Below are 15235 nucleotides of genomic sequence, written 5' to 3' on the forward strand. Positions count from 1 at the left end.
GTGACTGGCCTGCCCTATATGCTCATACGGGAAGCTGCGCTGTGGCGCGGGCGTACCATTGCGCTTTATGGCGGCAGCTTTAACCCTGCACATAAAGGCCACAGGCGTGTGGCGCGCGAATGCCTCAGGCAGCTCCATGCCGATGCTGTGTGGTTTTTAGTAAGCCCCGGCAACCCACAAAAAACCAATGACAGCATGGCTGCTTTCAAAAAACGGGTTGACAGTGTTGAGCAACTTACACGCCATCACCCCCGCATGATGGCAACAGATATTGAAGAGCGGCTGGGCACACGCTACAGCGCTGATACAGTTTTAGCCTTGAAGAAGGCAATGCCCTTTACCAACTTCATTTGGGTTATGGGGGCAGATAATTTAGCGAGCTTCCACACGTGGCGCCATTGGCGAGAGATCGCCAGGGCGCTTCCCATTGCGGTTTTTGACCGTCCGGGGTATGCTCTAAGTGGGTTAGCTAGTCCTTTTGCGCGGTGTTTTCAGCGTTTTCGCACGACACCACAAAGACTTAAGACTACCCAATCACCGGCTTGGGCGTTTGTGACAATGCCACGTCATCCCGCCTCAGCCACACAGGCCCGACAGCTTTTGGGTGAAGAATGGCTGTCTGGCATCGAGAGAAAGGAAAATTAGTTGCAGGCATCATCGGAGACGCATAGCGTCACTGAACCTCTCCAGGCCCTCGCGGCTGAGGACATCTTAAAAACAGCAGTTTCTTGCCTTGACGACAACAAGGCAGAAGAAATCGTTTCCATCAATTTGGCAGGTAAATCCAGCATCGCTGATTATATGGTCATTGCGAGCGGTCGTTCGCAGCGCCAGGTTTCTGCGCTGGCTGATTATGTCATCAAAGGGCTAAAGCAAGCTGGCCACAAGGACATTGTTGTACAAGGTCTTGAGCAAGCTGACTGGGTGTTGATTGATGCGGCTGATGTCGTGATCCATATCTTCCGCCCGGAAGTACGCAGCTTCTATAACCTGGACAAGATGTGGGGCACTGCCCTTGAAGATAATGAAACGGTGAACTAATCACCGGTGCATTAAGCGCGCTGCCTTTAGCGCCACCACAACCTATAGACAAAGCCCGAACAGACGGGCTTTGAAGAGAGTGCTGTGCAGCTTTCCATCATCGCCATCGGACGGATGCAACGAGGCCCCGAGCAAGAGCTTGTGGATGAGTACTTGCGCCGTCTGCCGTGGAAATCCGCAATCATCGAAATTGATATCAAAAAACAAGCTGCCAACGCCGCTGAACGGAAAGCACGCGAAGCGGAAAAATTATTGGCCGCTGTGCCAGATGGGGCCGCTGTTATTGTGCTTGACGAACGCGGGAAAACATTAAATTCCCGCGCTTTCGCAAAACAGATTGACGAGTGGCAAAGCACCGGTTTCAATAATCTCGCGATTTTGATTGGTGGTGCTGATGGTCTTGATGCCAGTGTTTACAAGCGCGCCAACCTGAAGCTGGCTTTTGGCGCGTTAACATGGCCTCATATGCTTGTACGTGCCATGCTGGCGGAGCAAATTTACCGCGCCTGGTCAATTAACACCGGGCATCCCTATCATCGGGACTAATTCGGCGTAACATCACGGTGCGCCCAAATTTTAATGTATGGAACAGGTTACACCATGAGTGAGCAGAAGACCCAAACGCCAAAACCCGTTGTACTGTGTATTCTTGACGGCTGGGGCTATCGTGAAGACACGACAGACAATGCAATCAAGCTCGCGAATACACCAAATTACAGCCGCCTGTGGGACAGCACTTCGCGTGCATGGCTCAAAACAAGTGGGTTGGCTGTTGGGCTACCAGAAGGCCAGATGGGTAACTCTGAAGTTGGCCATATGAATTTGGGCGGCGGCCGCGTGGTGCTGCAGGACCTGCCCCGCATTGACGAGGCGGCCGCGACCGGCTCTCTCAACAGCAATCGCGAACTGGTCTCTTTCATCGAGAAACTCAAAAAGTCAGGTGGTACAGCGCACATCATGGGCCTGCTTTCACCAGGCGGCGTGCACAGCCATCAGGATCACATGGCCGCGCTGGTGAAAGCCATAGCGGATGCCGACGTTCCTGTCTGTGTACACGCGTTTCTGGATGGCCGTGATACGCCCCCTCGTTCAGCGCTCAAATACGTTGAGAAGTTCGAAAAGGATATCGAGGACTATGACGCCAGCATCGCCACGGTGACGGGGCGGTATTGGGCGATGGATCGGGACAATCGCTGGGACCGGGTCTCAAAAGCCTATAACGCCATGGTCAAAGGCGTGGGCGAAGAAACGGCTGACGGCGCGATAGCAGCGATCAATGCAGGCTATGAACGTGATGAGAATGACGAGTTTGTCGCCGCAACCGTTATTGGCGACTATAAAGGCATGGCGGACGGTGATGGCCTGCTGATGGCCAACTTCCGCGCTGATCGTGCTCGCCAACTCCTTACTGCACTTGTTGACCCAGCATTTGACGATTTTGACCGTGGGCGCATGGTTGAGTTCGCAAGCCAGCTTGGCATGGTCGAATATTCTGTTGCCCTCTCCGAATTTCTACCAACACTCTTCCCTTCAGAAGAGATCAAAAACTCGCTGGGCGAAGTGCTGGCGCGCGAAGGTATCAACCAGCTCCGCATCGCAGAGACCGAGAAATACGCGCACGTCACCTTCTTTTTCAATGGCGGCTCCGAAGATGTCTATAAAGGGGAAGATCGTATCCTGATCCCATCCCCGGATGTTGCTACCTATGACTTGAAGCCGGAAATGTCAGCACCAGAGGTGACAGATAAGATCGTGGAGGCGGTGGCAAGTGGCAAATACGGCGCCATCGTTGTCAATTATGCCAACCCCGACATGGTGGGCCATACGGGCGTGCTTTCTGCGGCGATCAAAGCTGTTGAAACGATCGACACTTGCGTCGGCAGGCTCGAAGAGGCTGTCCTCAAAGCTGGTGGTGCGCTGATCGTCACCGCTGACCACGGCAACGTGGAAATGATGAAGGACGAAACCACAGGCCAGCCGCACACCGCACACACGAGTTTTGACGTGCCCGTGCTACTGATTGGCACGAATAAAGCAATGAAGGACGGCCGGCTTGCAGACGTTGCCCCAACCATTTTGGCGCTGATGGGCGTAAAACAACCCGCCGAGATGACAGGCCGCAGCTTGCTTGCCGACAAGACAGCCGAAGAGGCGAGTGAGGCTCGTGCAAGCACCTAAGAAATATCTCAGCCCTAATAGGCAAGCGTGCCAACTGCGCCTTGTGGGTGGATTGGCGCTCGTATGCGCGCTGTCGAGCCCTGTGCTACCTCAAGAACGTAAGGATGCTGCCGAAAGCAACCTGGACCGCCTTACAGAACAAATTGATGAACGTGAACGCCAGAAACAGGCGCTCGAGGACGCCGCAGAACAAGCCGCAACTGAAGCCCGAAATTTGTCTGAAAATCTGGTCTCCGCAGCCCGCGACATTCGCCTTGCGGAAGAAAATGCCACGCGACTGGAACAAAAAATTGCTGACCTTGAGGCCGAATCAATTGAGAAGAAAGCCGCACTTGAAGTACGTCGTGGGGAGCTGTTGAAGCTGTTGTCTGCGCTTGAACGTCTCTCTGCCCGCCCCGCAGTGTTTACCTTCCTGCAACCTGAGGAAGCGCTAAAAACAGCGCGTAGTGCCAATCTTATGGGTAACCTCGTGCCAACTATTAATACCCGTGCCGCCGCACTCCGTAGCGAACTGAACGTTCTTGCTGATATTCAGAACAAACTGTCGGCCGAACGTTTCAGCCTGAAAAATACTTTGGCAAAATTAACCCAACATCAACTAAACCTTGCTTCACTGCTAGAAAGACGGAAGGCGGAAGCCGAAGCTGCACGTACGGATGCAGAGCGCGCGGGCCGTGAACTGGCAGACTTTGCTCGTAAAGCGGCGTCTCTCAGGGAGTTGATCGACAAACTGGAACAACAGGCCGCAAAACGCGCCCAGATGGCACCAGTTCGTGTTAGCCCCAGAAGAGATGATCGCTCGGTAGCACCAATCGCAAGGCCTATGGCGGAAATGAAAGGGCTGCTGCCCTATCCTGCAGTTGGCCCAATCATTGGCCGCTTTGGAGCCAAAGAAGGTGCCGGCCATGCGCGCGGTATCAAGATCAAGGCGCGGACAGGGGCACAGATCGTGTCGCCCTACGACGGCCAGATTGTGTTTGCCGGCCCCTTCCGAGCGTATGGTCAGCTTCTGATCATATCGCATGGGAACGGATACCACAGCCTGCTTGCAGGCTTGAGCGAGCTAAACGGCATCGTCGGGCAGTGGGTACTAACCGGCGAACCTGTAGGAACGATGGCAACAGACGAAAGCCAAACCGAGTTATATTTGGAATTACGCCATAAGGGCGATACCGTTGATCCGGCGCCTTGGTTGAACCGAAAGATGGCCAGCTCAGAAGCGAGCTCTAGAACGAACTCAGAGTAACAGTAGTAACGAGTGATACTTAAGAAAGGTGGCAACAACATGCGGAAATTGGTGACGGGAACCTTGATGGCCCTGATGATGGCGCTGCCGGTACATGCCGACAAGCAAGCCAATCAGGACGACTTCTACGAGCAGCTCGACCTTCTGATGCGTATTTTTGAACGCGTCCGGTCTGAGTATGTCGATGAAGTTGACGACAAAGAAGTTATTGAAGCTGCCATTCAAGGCATGTTGCGTTCACTTGACCCACACTCCACTTACCTGAACCCCGATGTGTACCAGCAAGTGCGTGTGCAGATGGAAGGTGAGTATGGAGGCCTTGGTATCGAAGTTCAGATGGAAAATGGCGTCGTAAAAGTCGTTTCCCCTATTGACGATACTCCTGCTGATAAAGCTGGCATCAAGGGTGGTGACTTCATCACTCACATCGATGGTAGCGCAGTGATGGGTAAAACCCTCACAGAAGCAGTGAAAACCATGCGCGGGCCGGTTGGCTCACCAATCATTGTCACCGTTGTTCGCGACGGTGCAGATGCGCCATTCGATATTGAGATTGTTCGTGAAAAAATCATGGTTCGTTCTGTGCGTCACCGCGTTGAGGACGAAACTATCGGTTACATCCGGGTAACCACCTTCAACATGCAAACCGGCGAAGGCGTGGAAGATGCCATTGCCAGCCTTGTTGACGAGCTTGGGCCATCACTTGACGGTGTGATCCTTGACCTCCGGAACAACCCCGGTGGCCTGCTTGATGAGGCTATCCGTGTATCTGACGCGTTCCTGGACCGTGGTGAGATTGTCTCCACCCGTGGTCGCCGCCGCCAGAACAACAACCGCTGGTATGCAACAACCGGCGACCTATTGGATGGTGTGCCGATTGTGGTACTGACCAACGCTTACTCTGCTTCAGCCTCTGAGATTGTTGCAGGAGCACTACAAGATCACCGCCGCGCTGTTGTCGTAGGTGACAAAACCTTCGGCAAAGGGACAGTGCAAAGCGAAATTCGCCTTGGTCGCAGTGGTGATCGTGCCATCAGGCTCACTACAGCGCGCTACTTCACGCCAAGCGGCCGTTCTATCCAGGAACGTGGCGTTGAGCCTGATATTCAGGTCCTGTTCCCACGGCCACAAGGCCAAACCGGCAACCCACGCCGTGAGGCTGATCTGACAGGCCATATCCAGAATGATCAGGATAGCCTTGACCTTACGGGCGAAGAAGATATCGCTCTTGAGGCCGAGGTAACCGACGCACAAGTGCTTGAAGATGTGGAATCTGGTAAACAACCTGTTGACGTACAGCTCAGGTATGCGATTAAGCTGTTGAAAGATATGTCCAGCCTACCCAAATCTCAGGTTGCGGAAGTCCGTCAGCCTGCTGGTCAGGACTAAGCGCACATGCGCATTTTGGGCGGGACTGACTAACAGATCAAAAGGAACTGTCGACAGTGCCGTCCAATTGGAATGCTTTGTTCATTGCCTGGGCCGTTAGCCTGATCATCGTGATCGGTGGCGGCCTCATGTTCGAACTCACCTACACACCGCCTAGCCCCCAACAGGTGGCCAAGGATGCAGCCTCGGCGGAGCCACAGCACGCTGATACCACCACGCCACCTGATGAAGATGAGGGGTATACAGCTGATACCGGGCCCTCTGGGCTAGAAGATAGTAACGAGGCTCCTGACACGACCGCAAATGACGTGCCCGCAGCCAGCCAGGCCGTAGACGAGCCCCAGCCTTCCAACTCGGGGCCCGCGCAGCAGGACCCGGAAACCGGCATGAGCACGCCCGCTCAAACGGCCCCGGCGTCTGCACCACAGATCGCTATCTCAGGCACATTGCGTGTTGAGGCCGACCCTGCCCTTCTTGAGCAGTCCAACCAAGGGCCACTACCCAAAATCGCAGAAGATGGTCGTAAACCTTTTAACGTTTATGCTGCCCCTGCCCCCAGAAATGACACCAAACACCGCATTGCCATTGTAGTAACCGACATGGGTATGCGAGCCCGCAACACACGCCACGCAATCGCAGAGCTTCCCCAGGAAGTGACGTTTGCGTTTTCGCCTTACGCCTCCAATCTCATTGAATGGGGCGAGGAGGCTCGACGCACGGGGCACGAAGTGTTGGTAATGGTGCCGATGGAACCAGAAAACTATCCACAGAATGACCCTGGCCCATTTACTCTTCTGGCAAGCTCATCAACGCGCGAAAATGTAAACTTACTGAAATCGTCACTTGGCAGGCTCACGGGCTACGTGGGCATCATCAATCACATGGGCTCACGTTTTACTGCAGCCGCCGATAGCTTGCGCCCGGTGCTTGATGAACTGCAGCGCCGTGGTTTGATGATGGTGGACAGTCGTGCGTCCCAATACAGCCGTGCCGTGAACATGTCGCGCGCCATTGGCCTGCCATCCGCATACAACAACCGCTATGTGGATGATAACCTCGCGCCTGACGCCATTAGCGCGGAACTGGCTGAATTGGAACAATATGCGCAAACGGTGGGCTCCGCTGTCGGTGTTGCCCACAACTATCCGGTAACAATCAACGCGATCAACCGCTGGGCAGCAGGCCTTGAGGCGCGAGGGTTCATTCTGGTACCAATCACCGCTGTTGCGGACCGGCAGCCACCACCCCGCTGATATTGAACGAGAGATCACGTGTCAAACACAAGCGACCTTCCCTACCGGCCTTGCGCCGGTATTCTCCTGACCAACAAGGTTGGGCAGATTTTTGTTGGCGAACGTATCGACATGCCCGGCGCGTGGCAGATGCCGCAAGGTGGCATTGATGACGGTGAAAACCATGAAGAAGCAGCCCTTCGGGAACTGGAAGAAGAAATTGGCGTACGGCCTCGCCACGTGGAGGTACTAGCCTGCACCAAGGACTGGGTTACCTACAATCTTCCCGCACACCTCCTTGGCAAGGTTTGGGGAGGGAAGTACAGGGGCCAAAAACAGAAGTGGTTCCTGATGCGCCTTAAAAGCAACGACACGGCCATTAACATCGCGACCGAACACCCGGAATTCGCACGCTGGAAATGGACTGACCGCGAGAGCCTTCTGACGGAAATCGTGCCATTCAAACGCGCGGTTTACCGGCAGGTCCTGCAGGAGCTTATGCCTGAGCAAAGCTAACCCCTTGTCAAAGACCACAAACACTTCCATAAATATATAGACTGCTACTTAGTGGCGATATTTATGTGAGGTTTGAATGAGTAAAGCCGAAATCATCCGGCGCATTCGCGATTTTCTCGATTCAATCGGCATTCCGGTACTTGAGAAGACCCTGCCGGATGACACCTTCCTACCCGGCATTCAGATTGAATACGGCAGCCTCGCCATTGATCCGGACAAGCTTAAATATCCCGGCGATATGCTTCATGAAGCCGGTCATATTGCAGCCATGCCCCCATCGACCCGAACCAGGGCTTTTGCCAACGCCGGTGATGAGATGGGTGAGGAAATCGCGGCACACGCATGGTCTTATGCGGCCGCATTGGCGTGTGATATCCCTGCCGAGGTTGTCTTTCACCCTAACGGTTACAAGGGTTCTGCAACCTGGCTTAGGGAACATTATGAAAGCAGTGAGCGGTTTGCCGGCCTACCCCTGCTGGCCTGGTATGGCATGACAGCAATGCCAGGGCAAAAGGCCAGCGAAGATCAAATCGAATACCCTCAGATGAAAGCCTGGTTGAGAGCCCACGATGATCCCGCATTGGCTCAATAAAAAAGGCAGCTGAACAGCTGCCTTTTTCAAATTCGATTAGGTTGCTCGCTATTAAGCGGCGACGACGTCCGCAAGCGCCACCATCCATGCCAGTTCTTTTTCAAGACGGGCACGCTCAACATCGTCTTTCGCATCTTCGATGTCTTCGCGGGTGTCGGAGATTTTCTGTGCAAGCTCTGTCTCGTTAACAGCGTCAAGCGCAATTGTCTCCTCAGCGAGGATAGTCAGACCTTCCGGGCTGATCTGTGCGAGGCCGCCTTTAACAAACAGACGCTCAGGCGTACCGCCTTCGCTTTCAAAAATCTCGACCACACCGGGACGGATGGTGGACATCATGGGCGAGTGGTCAGGCAGTGCAGCAAAGTCGCCGTCCGCGCCTGGTACCACAATCATCGCCGCCTCAGCGTCTTTAAGAAGACGCTCAGGGGAGACAATTTCATAGTGAAGTGTATCGGTCATGATGTCCTGATCCCAAATGCTTACGCGGCTTCAGCAGCCAGTTTTTCTGCTTTAGCGACAGCCTGCTCGATGTTGCCTACCAGGTAGAAGGCAGCTTCTGGAAGGTGATCATACTCACCCGCAACAATCGCTTTAAAGCCCTTGATCGTGTCTTCGAGAGATACGAACTCACCAGAAATACCGGTGAAGATCTCTGCCACGTGGAACGGCTGAGAGAGGAAACGCTGGATCTTACGGGCACGGGCCACAACCAGTTTGTCATCCTCTGAAAGCTCGTCCATGCCAAGGATGGCGATGATGTCCTGAAGCGACTTGTACTTCTGCAGCACTTCCTGAACGGAACGTGCGACAGCGTAGTGGTCGTCACCAAGAACACGCGGGTCGAGAATACGTGAAGTACTGTCGAGCGGATCCACAGCTGGATAAATACCAAGTTCCGCAATCTGACGCGACAGAACGGTCGTAGCGTCAAGGTGTGCGAACGATGCAGCAGGCGCCGGGTCAGTCAAGTCATCCGCAGGTACGTATACCGCTTGTACGGACGTGATCGAGCCCTTCTTCGTGGATGTAATACGCTCTTGCAGGGCACCCATGTCGGTTGCCAGCGTAGGCTGATAACCCACAGCAGATGGGATACGGCCAAGAAGTGCCGACACCTCAGCACCAGCCTGCGTGAAACGGAAGATGTTATCCACGAAGAACAGAACATCCTGACCTTCCTGGTCACGGAAGTATTCAGCGAGTGTCAGACCTGTCAGAGCCACACGTGCGCGTGCTCCTGGAGGTTCATTCATCTGACCGTATACGAGGGCAGCTTTTGATTCGCCGTCCAGGTTGATAACTTTGGATTCGATCATCTCGTGGTAAAGGTCGTTACCCTCACGAGTACGCTCACCCACACCAGCGAACACGGAATAACCACCGTGGCCTTTCGCGATGTTGTTGATAAGCTCCATGATGAGAACCGTTTTACCAACACCCGCACCACCGAAGAGACCAATCTTACCGCCTTTTGCGTAAGGTGCGAGAAGATCAACAACCTTAATACCGGTCACGAGAACCTCAGCTTCCGTGCTCTGATCTTCAAAAGAAGGCGCCTCAGCGTGGATCGGGGCAACCTGCTTGTGACCAACAGGGCCACGCTCGTCGATTGGCTCGCCGATCACGTTCAGGATACGGCCGAGTGTTTCCGGGCCAACCGGCACCGAAATTGGCGCGCCAGTGTCAAGCACTTCAGCGCCGCGCACGAGACCTTCGGTCGCGTCCATCGCAATTGTACGAACGGTGTTTTCACCGAGGTGCGATGCGACTTCAAGAACCAGACGCTCGCCATTGTTTTTTGTTTCCAGCGCTGACAGGATCGCCGGCAGAGCATCGTCGAACTGTACGTCGACAACAGCACCGATTACCTGTGTTACGCGGCCAGTGTTCTTAGCCATTTTTTACACTCCTTCGTGTAACCAACTCAAAGCGCTTCAGCGCCTGAAATAATTTCGATCAGTTCTTTGGTGATGTTCGCCTGACGCGTACGGTTGTACGTGATGGACAGGCTATCAATCATGTCGCCAGCGTTACGCGTTGCGCTATCCATCGCTGTCATCCGTGAACCCTGCTCGGAAGCAGCGTTTTCAAGAAGACCACGATAAAGCTGTACTGCTACGTTCCGAGGCAGCAGATCCTCAAGGATCGCGCCTTCATCCGGCTCGTATTCATATACGGCACCGCCCAAGTCATCACCGCCGGCGTTCTCATTGGCAGCTTCAGGCATTGGGGTCGGGATAAGCTGTTGCTTGGTTGTCACCTGCACGAGGGCAGACTGGAACTTCGCATAAAACAGCGTTGCAACATCAAATTCACCGCGTTCAAACATGGCCAGCACTTCGGTCGCGATTGGCTGCGCATCCGCGAAACCAAGGCGCTTGACGCCTGACATGTCTTTCACATCAATGATGTTCGCGCTGAACTCACGACGCAGTACACCGTAGCCTTTTTTGCCGATGCAAAGGATTTTCACCGTTTTGCCTGCAGCAAGAAGCGCGCGAAGGTGAATGCGTGCCGCTTTCACAATATTGGTATTGAAGCCACCACAGAGCCCACGCTCTGACGTTGCAACAATAACCAATTCCACATCGTCTTTACCCGTACCAACAAGAAGCGGCGAAGCACCCGGCTGGTCCTTGACGGCAACGCCAAGACCCGTGAGCACTTTTTCCATCCGCTCTGCATAAGGCCGTGCGGCCTCAGCAGCTTCTTGCGCACGGCGGAGTTTCGACGCAGCAACCATTTTCATGGCCTTGGTAATTTTCTGCGTCGACTTAACCGAGTTGATGCGGACTTTTAGATCTTTAAGGCTTGGCATTGCTCAGCCTCTCCTATCCGGGTTCTTAGCTAAAAGACTTCGCGAAAGCGTCGAGGATGGATTTCAACTTGGAAATCGTATCATCAGACAGTTTAGCTTCCTTGCGGATCGTCGCGAGGACGTCAGCGTGCTTGGCACGAACCTCACCGAGGAACTGCTCTTCAAAGCGCGTAACATCTTTTGTAGCGATCTTGTCGAGATAGCCTTTCACACCTGCAAAGATGGACACAACCTGCTCTTCAACTGGCAGCGGGCTATACTGGCCTTGCTTCAGAAGCTCGGTCAGGCGTGCACCACGGTTGAGAAGCTTTTGTGTCGCAGCGTCAAGGTCGGAACCAAACTGCGCAAATGCTTCCATCTCACGATACTGAGCAAGCTCAAGCTTAATGGAACCAGCAACCTGTTTCATTGCCTTGATCTGAGCAGCGGAACCAACACGAGATACCGACAGACCCACGTTAATAGCGGGACGGATGCCTTTGTAGAAAAGTTCGGTCTCAAGGAAGATCTGGCCATCGGTGATCGAGATCACGTTGGTTGGGATGTATGCAGATACGTCACCAGCCTGTGTTTCAATAACCGGCAGAGCTGTCAGTGAGCCACCGCCACGCGCATCAGACATTTTCGCTGCACGCTCGAGAAGACGTGAGTGCAGGTAGAATACGTCACCTGGGTAAGCTTCACGCCCTGGAGGACGACGAAGCAGCAGGGACATCTGACGATAAGCAACAGCTTGTTTGGTCAGGTCATCATGTACGATAACAGCGTGCATGCCGTTGTCGCGGAAGAACTCACCCATTGCTGTACCGGTGTATGGTGCCAGGAACTGCATCGGCGCAGGCTCGGAAGCCGTAGCTGCAACAACGATGGAGTACTCAAGCGCGCCATTCTCTTCCAGTGACTTAACGATCTGGGCAACCGTTGAACGCTTCTGACCAACAGCAACATAGATACAGAACAGCTTGCCACTGTCATCTTTAGCTGCGTCGTTGGTAGCTTTCTGGTTGATGAAAGTGTCGATCGCCACCGCAGTTTTACCGGTCTGACGGTCACCAATGATCAGCTCGCGCTGGCCACGGCCAACGGGTACGAGCGCATCAATAGCCTTCAGGCCAGACTGCATAGGCTCAGAAACCGATTGACGTGGGATAATACCCGGCGCCTTTGTTTCAACGCGCTGACGCTGAACGTCCTTCAGAGGGCCTTTGCCATCGATCGGGTTACCGAGCGCGTCAACAACGCGACCCAGCAGACCTTTACCAACAGGCACGTCAACGATGGCGCCGGTCCGTTTAACGGTGTCGCCTTCTTTAATGCCGCGGTCGTTACCAAAAATAACGATACCGACGTTGTCGCTTTCGAGGTTCAGGGCCATACCCTTAACGCCGCCCGGGAATTCAACCATCTCACCAGCTTGCACTTGGTCGAGGCCGTATACACGAGCAATACCGTCACCCACTGAGAGAACGGTACCAACTTCAGAAACTTCAGCTTCATTGCCGAAATTTGCGATCTGGTCCTTCAGGACCTTGGAAATTTCCGCTGCACGGATATCCATCACTGAACCCCTTTCATGGCGATTGCGAGGTTATCGAGTTTCGTTTTAAGGCTGTCATCCACCATGCGGGAGCCAACCTGTACAGTCAGACCGCCGAGCAGTGTTTCATCAACAGAAGCGTCGATGGCCACGTCATGGCCGACAGCCAGTTTCAATTTCTTCTCAAGATCACCGAGCTGTTTCTTCGTGAGCTTGCGCGCGCTGACAACTTCTGCCCGTACTTCACCGCGATGATGCGCGAGAAGCTTCTCAAAGGAAGAAATGATAGCACCAAGTGCGCCGAGGCGGCGATTCGCCGCGAGCACGCCGAGGAATTTCTCAGTCATCACATTCAGCTTTGCGGCTTGCGCAACACTGATAATGCCTTTTGACTGTTGTTCCCGGCTGAAGAGAGGCGACGACACCAGATCACGCAGGTCCGCGCTATCTTCTATCATCGCTTTCAGCTTGGAGAGATCGGATTCGACAGCATCGAGCGCCTTTTCCTCAATGGCGAGGTCAAAAAGCGCTACCGCATAGCGGCCGGAAATCCCAGAGACTATCGCTTTGTGCGAGGTCACGTCAGACGTTCCCCTAGGTTAGGTCTGAACCTGTTGAACCTTTGCAGATGGCCGAGTATTGGCTCACCTACGCTCAATTTTGGCCGGTTTTGATTGGTATGAAATTCATACCCCTCACGGCAATGGCCAGCCGAAATGCGTGCTCCCTCTAGCATAGAGAATTCGTGCTTGCAAGCCGCCTAGTACAGCAATTCCCCATCAATCATTGATTGGGCAGTTTTGAAGTAGTCAAATGCCCGCAAATCGTACGCTTAAGGACCTTCATGCGACGCGGCATAGCCTTTATAATACATAGCGCAAGAAGAGGTAGCCTTAAACTCGGCTCAAGGCTAGAATACTTTAGCTAATATTGGTATCTCCGCCGGACGCTCGCGACCCATTTATCCGAATCGAACATTAGAGTGCATTTGAGCGGTTTTTCTTGCGATCCATCTCTATCTGCTTGGCTACATCGTTGAGGGACATGGTCGGCAGCTCCCATTTGGCGCCTTGGCCCAGGTCCTGACGCCGTAGCCATTCAAGACTGGTAACAGCCAAGGAACGTATAGCCCGCCATAGCAATATATAGCTAGATCCCTGAATGCGCGCCGCGCTAAGCGCCGGGTTGCTGTTCATTATCCGCTCAAACGGCTTCCGTACCGCAGCATCTTCGACAGGGATATCCATGATCCAAAGCGAATTGACGTGGCTAACGTCCAGACTTCCGTAAAAAGTCTGCTCTACATTGTCGCCCTCATCTGCTGCCCGAAAAACAAACAGGTCGATTGGCGCACGAAGACAGGCTGTCGCGAAGAAGACATCAGGCCGAACATCAAAATGATTAACACCAGACTGTTTCGCAGCGGCAACATCGAATCGCGCCCGATTGGTGATCAAGTATCGCTGCAATCCCGCAAGGCCTGCTGCGGCAGTGTTATGTTCCGGCCAAAGCTCCATACAATTCTTGGCGCCAAAATACTTGGCAACGGACCCTGTTATTGCCGCCAGCCGTTGATCGATAGCTTGCCCTGCATAGCTCGGGCGAACAACATCAAGGTGGCCAAGCACCTCATCAAGGTCTTTCCACCAACTGTTGATTTCATTCGGCCAGGTGTTGGCAATGATATGCAGCGACATACGCTGCACTTGTATCATGCGTTGCGACACGCCCAGTTTATCTGCAATCATTTCGAAGTCTGATACATGCACACGGTCGAATATGTTGACCCGCCCCCGGTAATCCGGCATCAGCACAAGTGTATGCAGTGCCGATCCCTCAATACCCGCGATCTCTTCTGCGTCAGCCAACATTTTGACCTGGTCTGCGATAGAATGGGCTTCCGGCTGATAGATCGTCCACCCTGACGCAGTCAGACATTCCTCTAGAAGCGATTCGTTAAGTATAACGCCCTTCTTCAGGCTACTGCGCGACAGCCATACCTTCTTGCCTGCCTTGGGCGCATAGCCTCGCACCATAGCCAAAGCATCAACCTGACAGTCCCAATACCGGCTTGAGATGACATAGCCTGGCTCAGGAATAGCCAGGCTTTCCACCTCTGTTTGATGTTTGAGGCAAATTATTTCATTGGTTGCGCCCAATTGCCGAATAAGGTCCACATGCCAGTCAGCAAAGTCGTCGCCCTCAAAAGAAATCCAAATCACGGGAACGTCAGGGAACTGTTTAAAATACCAAAGGCGCGTCAGGGTCTCCAAAAGGAAATGACCGTAGTGATAGAAGAAATAGCCGCCAAATATATACCGGCCTTTAAGCCAGCTTTCAGTTTCCCCTATCGTGCCCTCTCGCACGATCCGCTCGGTTTTCACTGCCGGATCATGCTCGAGATCAGGCCGGTCAACAGGTTTTACCCCCGACGGGAAATTGTGGCGCAATAACAGAGTTGAGCGGATGAGCCGCTTCTCCTTGTCGAATACCCCACCTTTTCCGGGCCTTCGAGGGACAGGACAAAAAACAGGCAAGCATGTTGCGTCCTTATATATCTCTACCGCCGTATCGCTGACGTCTGCCGTCATAAGTCCCCCAGAACCAAGCATTTACTGCCAATTACCCGCTATTAACACCCCAGGCTAGCCCGCACAATGAGGCGCATTCTCATTTTGGGCACCTT

The 15235-nt window shown here is 53.7% G+C and carries 15 protein-coding genes; 9 read left to right on the forward strand and 6 right to left on the reverse strand.

Annotation, left to right across the window (positions count from 1 at the left end; genetic code table 11):
- The 9 genes from nadD to ACOOGA_RS05160 all read left to right on the forward strand — a co-directional run bounded on the left by nadD (position 1) and on the right by ACOOGA_RS05160 (position 8194).
- Positions 1 to 645, forward strand: coding sequence for a nicotinate (nicotinamide) nucleotide adenylyltransferase (gene nadD / locus ACOOGA_RS05120; RefSeq protein WP_420429816.1), 645 nt, complete (start codon positions 1 to 3; stop codon positions 643 to 645).
- The gene (gene rsfS / locus ACOOGA_RS05125) at positions 646 to 1041 is read left to right on the forward strand and encodes a ribosome silencing factor (RefSeq protein ID WP_417460587.1); all 396 of its coding nucleotides are present in this window, start codon (positions 646 to 648) and stop codon (positions 1039 to 1041) included.
- A gap of 84 nt (positions 1042 to 1125) precedes the next feature.
- The gene (rlmH, locus tag ACOOGA_RS05130; RefSeq protein WP_420429818.1) at positions 1126 to 1587 is read left to right on the forward strand and encodes a 23S rRNA (pseudouridine(1915)-N(3))-methyltransferase RlmH; all 462 of its coding nucleotides are present in this window, start codon (positions 1126 to 1128) and stop codon (positions 1585 to 1587) included.
- A gap of 54 nt (positions 1588 to 1641) precedes the next feature.
- Positions 1642 to 3219: a 2,3-bisphosphoglycerate-independent phosphoglycerate mutase gene (gene gpmI, locus ACOOGA_RS05135; protein ID WP_420429820.1), complete on the forward strand. Its 1578-nt coding sequence runs from the start codon at positions 1642 to 1644 to the stop codon at positions 3217 to 3219.
- The gene (locus ACOOGA_RS05140) at positions 3206 to 4465 is read left to right on the forward strand and encodes a murein hydrolase activator EnvC family protein (RefSeq protein WP_420429822.1); all 1260 of its coding nucleotides are present in this window, start codon (positions 3206 to 3208) and stop codon (positions 4463 to 4465) included. Before gpmI ends, ACOOGA_RS05140 begins: the two co-directional genes overlap by 14 nt.
- A 39-nt stretch (positions 4466 to 4504) precedes the next feature.
- A complete protein-coding gene (locus tag ACOOGA_RS05145; RefSeq protein WP_417460591.1) occupies positions 4505 to 5854 on the forward strand; it encodes a S41 family peptidase in 1350 nt (449 codons plus the stop codon).
- A gap of 56 nt (positions 5855 to 5910) precedes the next feature.
- A complete protein-coding gene (locus ACOOGA_RS05150; RefSeq protein WP_420429824.1) occupies positions 5911 to 7107 on the forward strand; it encodes a divergent polysaccharide deacetylase family protein in 1197 nt (398 codons plus the stop codon).
- A gap of 18 nt (positions 7108 to 7125) precedes the next feature.
- The gene (locus ACOOGA_RS05155) at positions 7126 to 7602 is read left to right on the forward strand and encodes an RNA pyrophosphohydrolase (RefSeq protein ID WP_420429826.1); all 477 of its coding nucleotides are present in this window, start codon (positions 7126 to 7128) and stop codon (positions 7600 to 7602) included.
- 76 nt (positions 7603 to 7678) lie between these two features.
- On the forward strand, positions 7679 to 8194 hold the full coding sequence (locus ACOOGA_RS05160) for a hypothetical protein (RefSeq protein WP_417460594.1): 516 nt from the start codon (positions 7679 to 7681) through the stop codon (positions 8192 to 8194).
- A gap of 51 nt (positions 8195 to 8245) precedes the next feature.
- On the opposite strand, the gene ACOOGA_RS05165 is transcribed toward ACOOGA_RS05160, so the two are convergent.
- From ACOOGA_RS05165 to ACOOGA_RS05190, 6 genes are all read right to left on the reverse strand, one after another.
- Entirely contained in the window at positions 8246 to 8653 is a 408-nt protein-coding gene (locus tag ACOOGA_RS05165; protein ID WP_417460595.1) for a F0F1 ATP synthase subunit epsilon, read from the reverse strand.
- 20 nt (positions 8654 to 8673) lie between these two features.
- Positions 8674 to 10092 (reverse strand): F0F1 ATP synthase subunit beta, encoded by a 1419-nt coding sequence (gene atpD / locus ACOOGA_RS05170; RefSeq protein ID WP_420429827.1) that lies wholly within the window; start codon positions 10090 to 10092, stop codon positions 8674 to 8676.
- Between the two features lie 26 nt (positions 10093 to 10118).
- A complete protein-coding gene (locus ACOOGA_RS05175; protein WP_420429828.1) occupies positions 10119 to 11012 on the reverse strand; it encodes a F0F1 ATP synthase subunit gamma in 894 nt (297 codons plus the stop codon).
- A gap of 25 nt (positions 11013 to 11037) precedes the next feature.
- Positions 11038 to 12570, reverse strand: a complete 1533-nt coding sequence (gene atpA, locus ACOOGA_RS05180; protein ID WP_417460598.1) for a F0F1 ATP synthase subunit alpha — start codon at positions 12568 to 12570, stop codon at positions 11038 to 11040.
- Positions 12570 to 13130: a F0F1 ATP synthase subunit delta gene (locus ACOOGA_RS05185; protein WP_417460599.1), complete on the reverse strand. Its 561-nt coding sequence runs from the start codon at positions 13128 to 13130 to the stop codon at positions 12570 to 12572. The genes atpA and ACOOGA_RS05185 overlap by 1 nt, the downstream gene beginning before the upstream one ends.
- A 396-nt stretch (positions 13131 to 13526) precedes the next feature.
- Positions 13527 to 15140: a glycosyltransferase family 61 protein gene (locus ACOOGA_RS05190; RefSeq protein WP_420429829.1), complete on the reverse strand. Its 1614-nt coding sequence runs from the start codon at positions 15138 to 15140 to the stop codon at positions 13527 to 13529.
- Positions 15141 to 15235 lie beyond the last annotated feature (95 nt).

Source organism: Kordiimonas sp. (assembly GCF_965216265.1).
GTDB lineage: Bacteria > Pseudomonadota > Alphaproteobacteria > Sphingomonadales > Kordiimonadaceae > Kordiimonas.

Coding starts and splice junctions, on each gene's coding strand:
- gpmI (WP_420429820.1), top strand. CDS start 1,642: ATGAGTGAGCAGAAGACCCAAACGCCAAAACCCGTTGTACTGTGTATT.
- ACOOGA_RS05145 (WP_417460591.1), top strand. CDS start 4,505: ATGCGGAAATTGGTGACGGGAACCTTGATGGCCCTGATGATGGCGCTG.
- ACOOGA_RS05160 (WP_417460594.1), top strand. CDS start 7,679: ATGAGTAAAGCCGAAATCATCCGGCGCATTCGCGATTTTCTCGATTCA.
- ACOOGA_RS05165 (WP_417460595.1), bottom strand. CDS start 8,653: ATGACCGATACACTTCACTATGAAATTGTCTCCCCTGAGCGTCTTCTT.
- atpD (WP_420429827.1), bottom strand. CDS start 10,092: ATGGCTAAGAACACTGGCCGCGTAACACAGGTAATCGGTGCTGTTGTC.
- ACOOGA_RS05175 (WP_420429828.1), bottom strand. CDS start 11,012: ATGCCAAGCCTTAAAGATCTAAAAGTCCGCATCAACTCGGTTAAGTCG.
- atpA (WP_417460598.1), bottom strand. CDS start 12,570: ATGGATATCCGTGCAGCGGAAATTTCCAAGGTCCTGAAGGACCAGATC.
- ACOOGA_RS05190 (WP_420429829.1), bottom strand. CDS start 15,140: ATGACGGCAGACGTCAGCGATACGGCGGTAGAGATATATAAGGACGCA.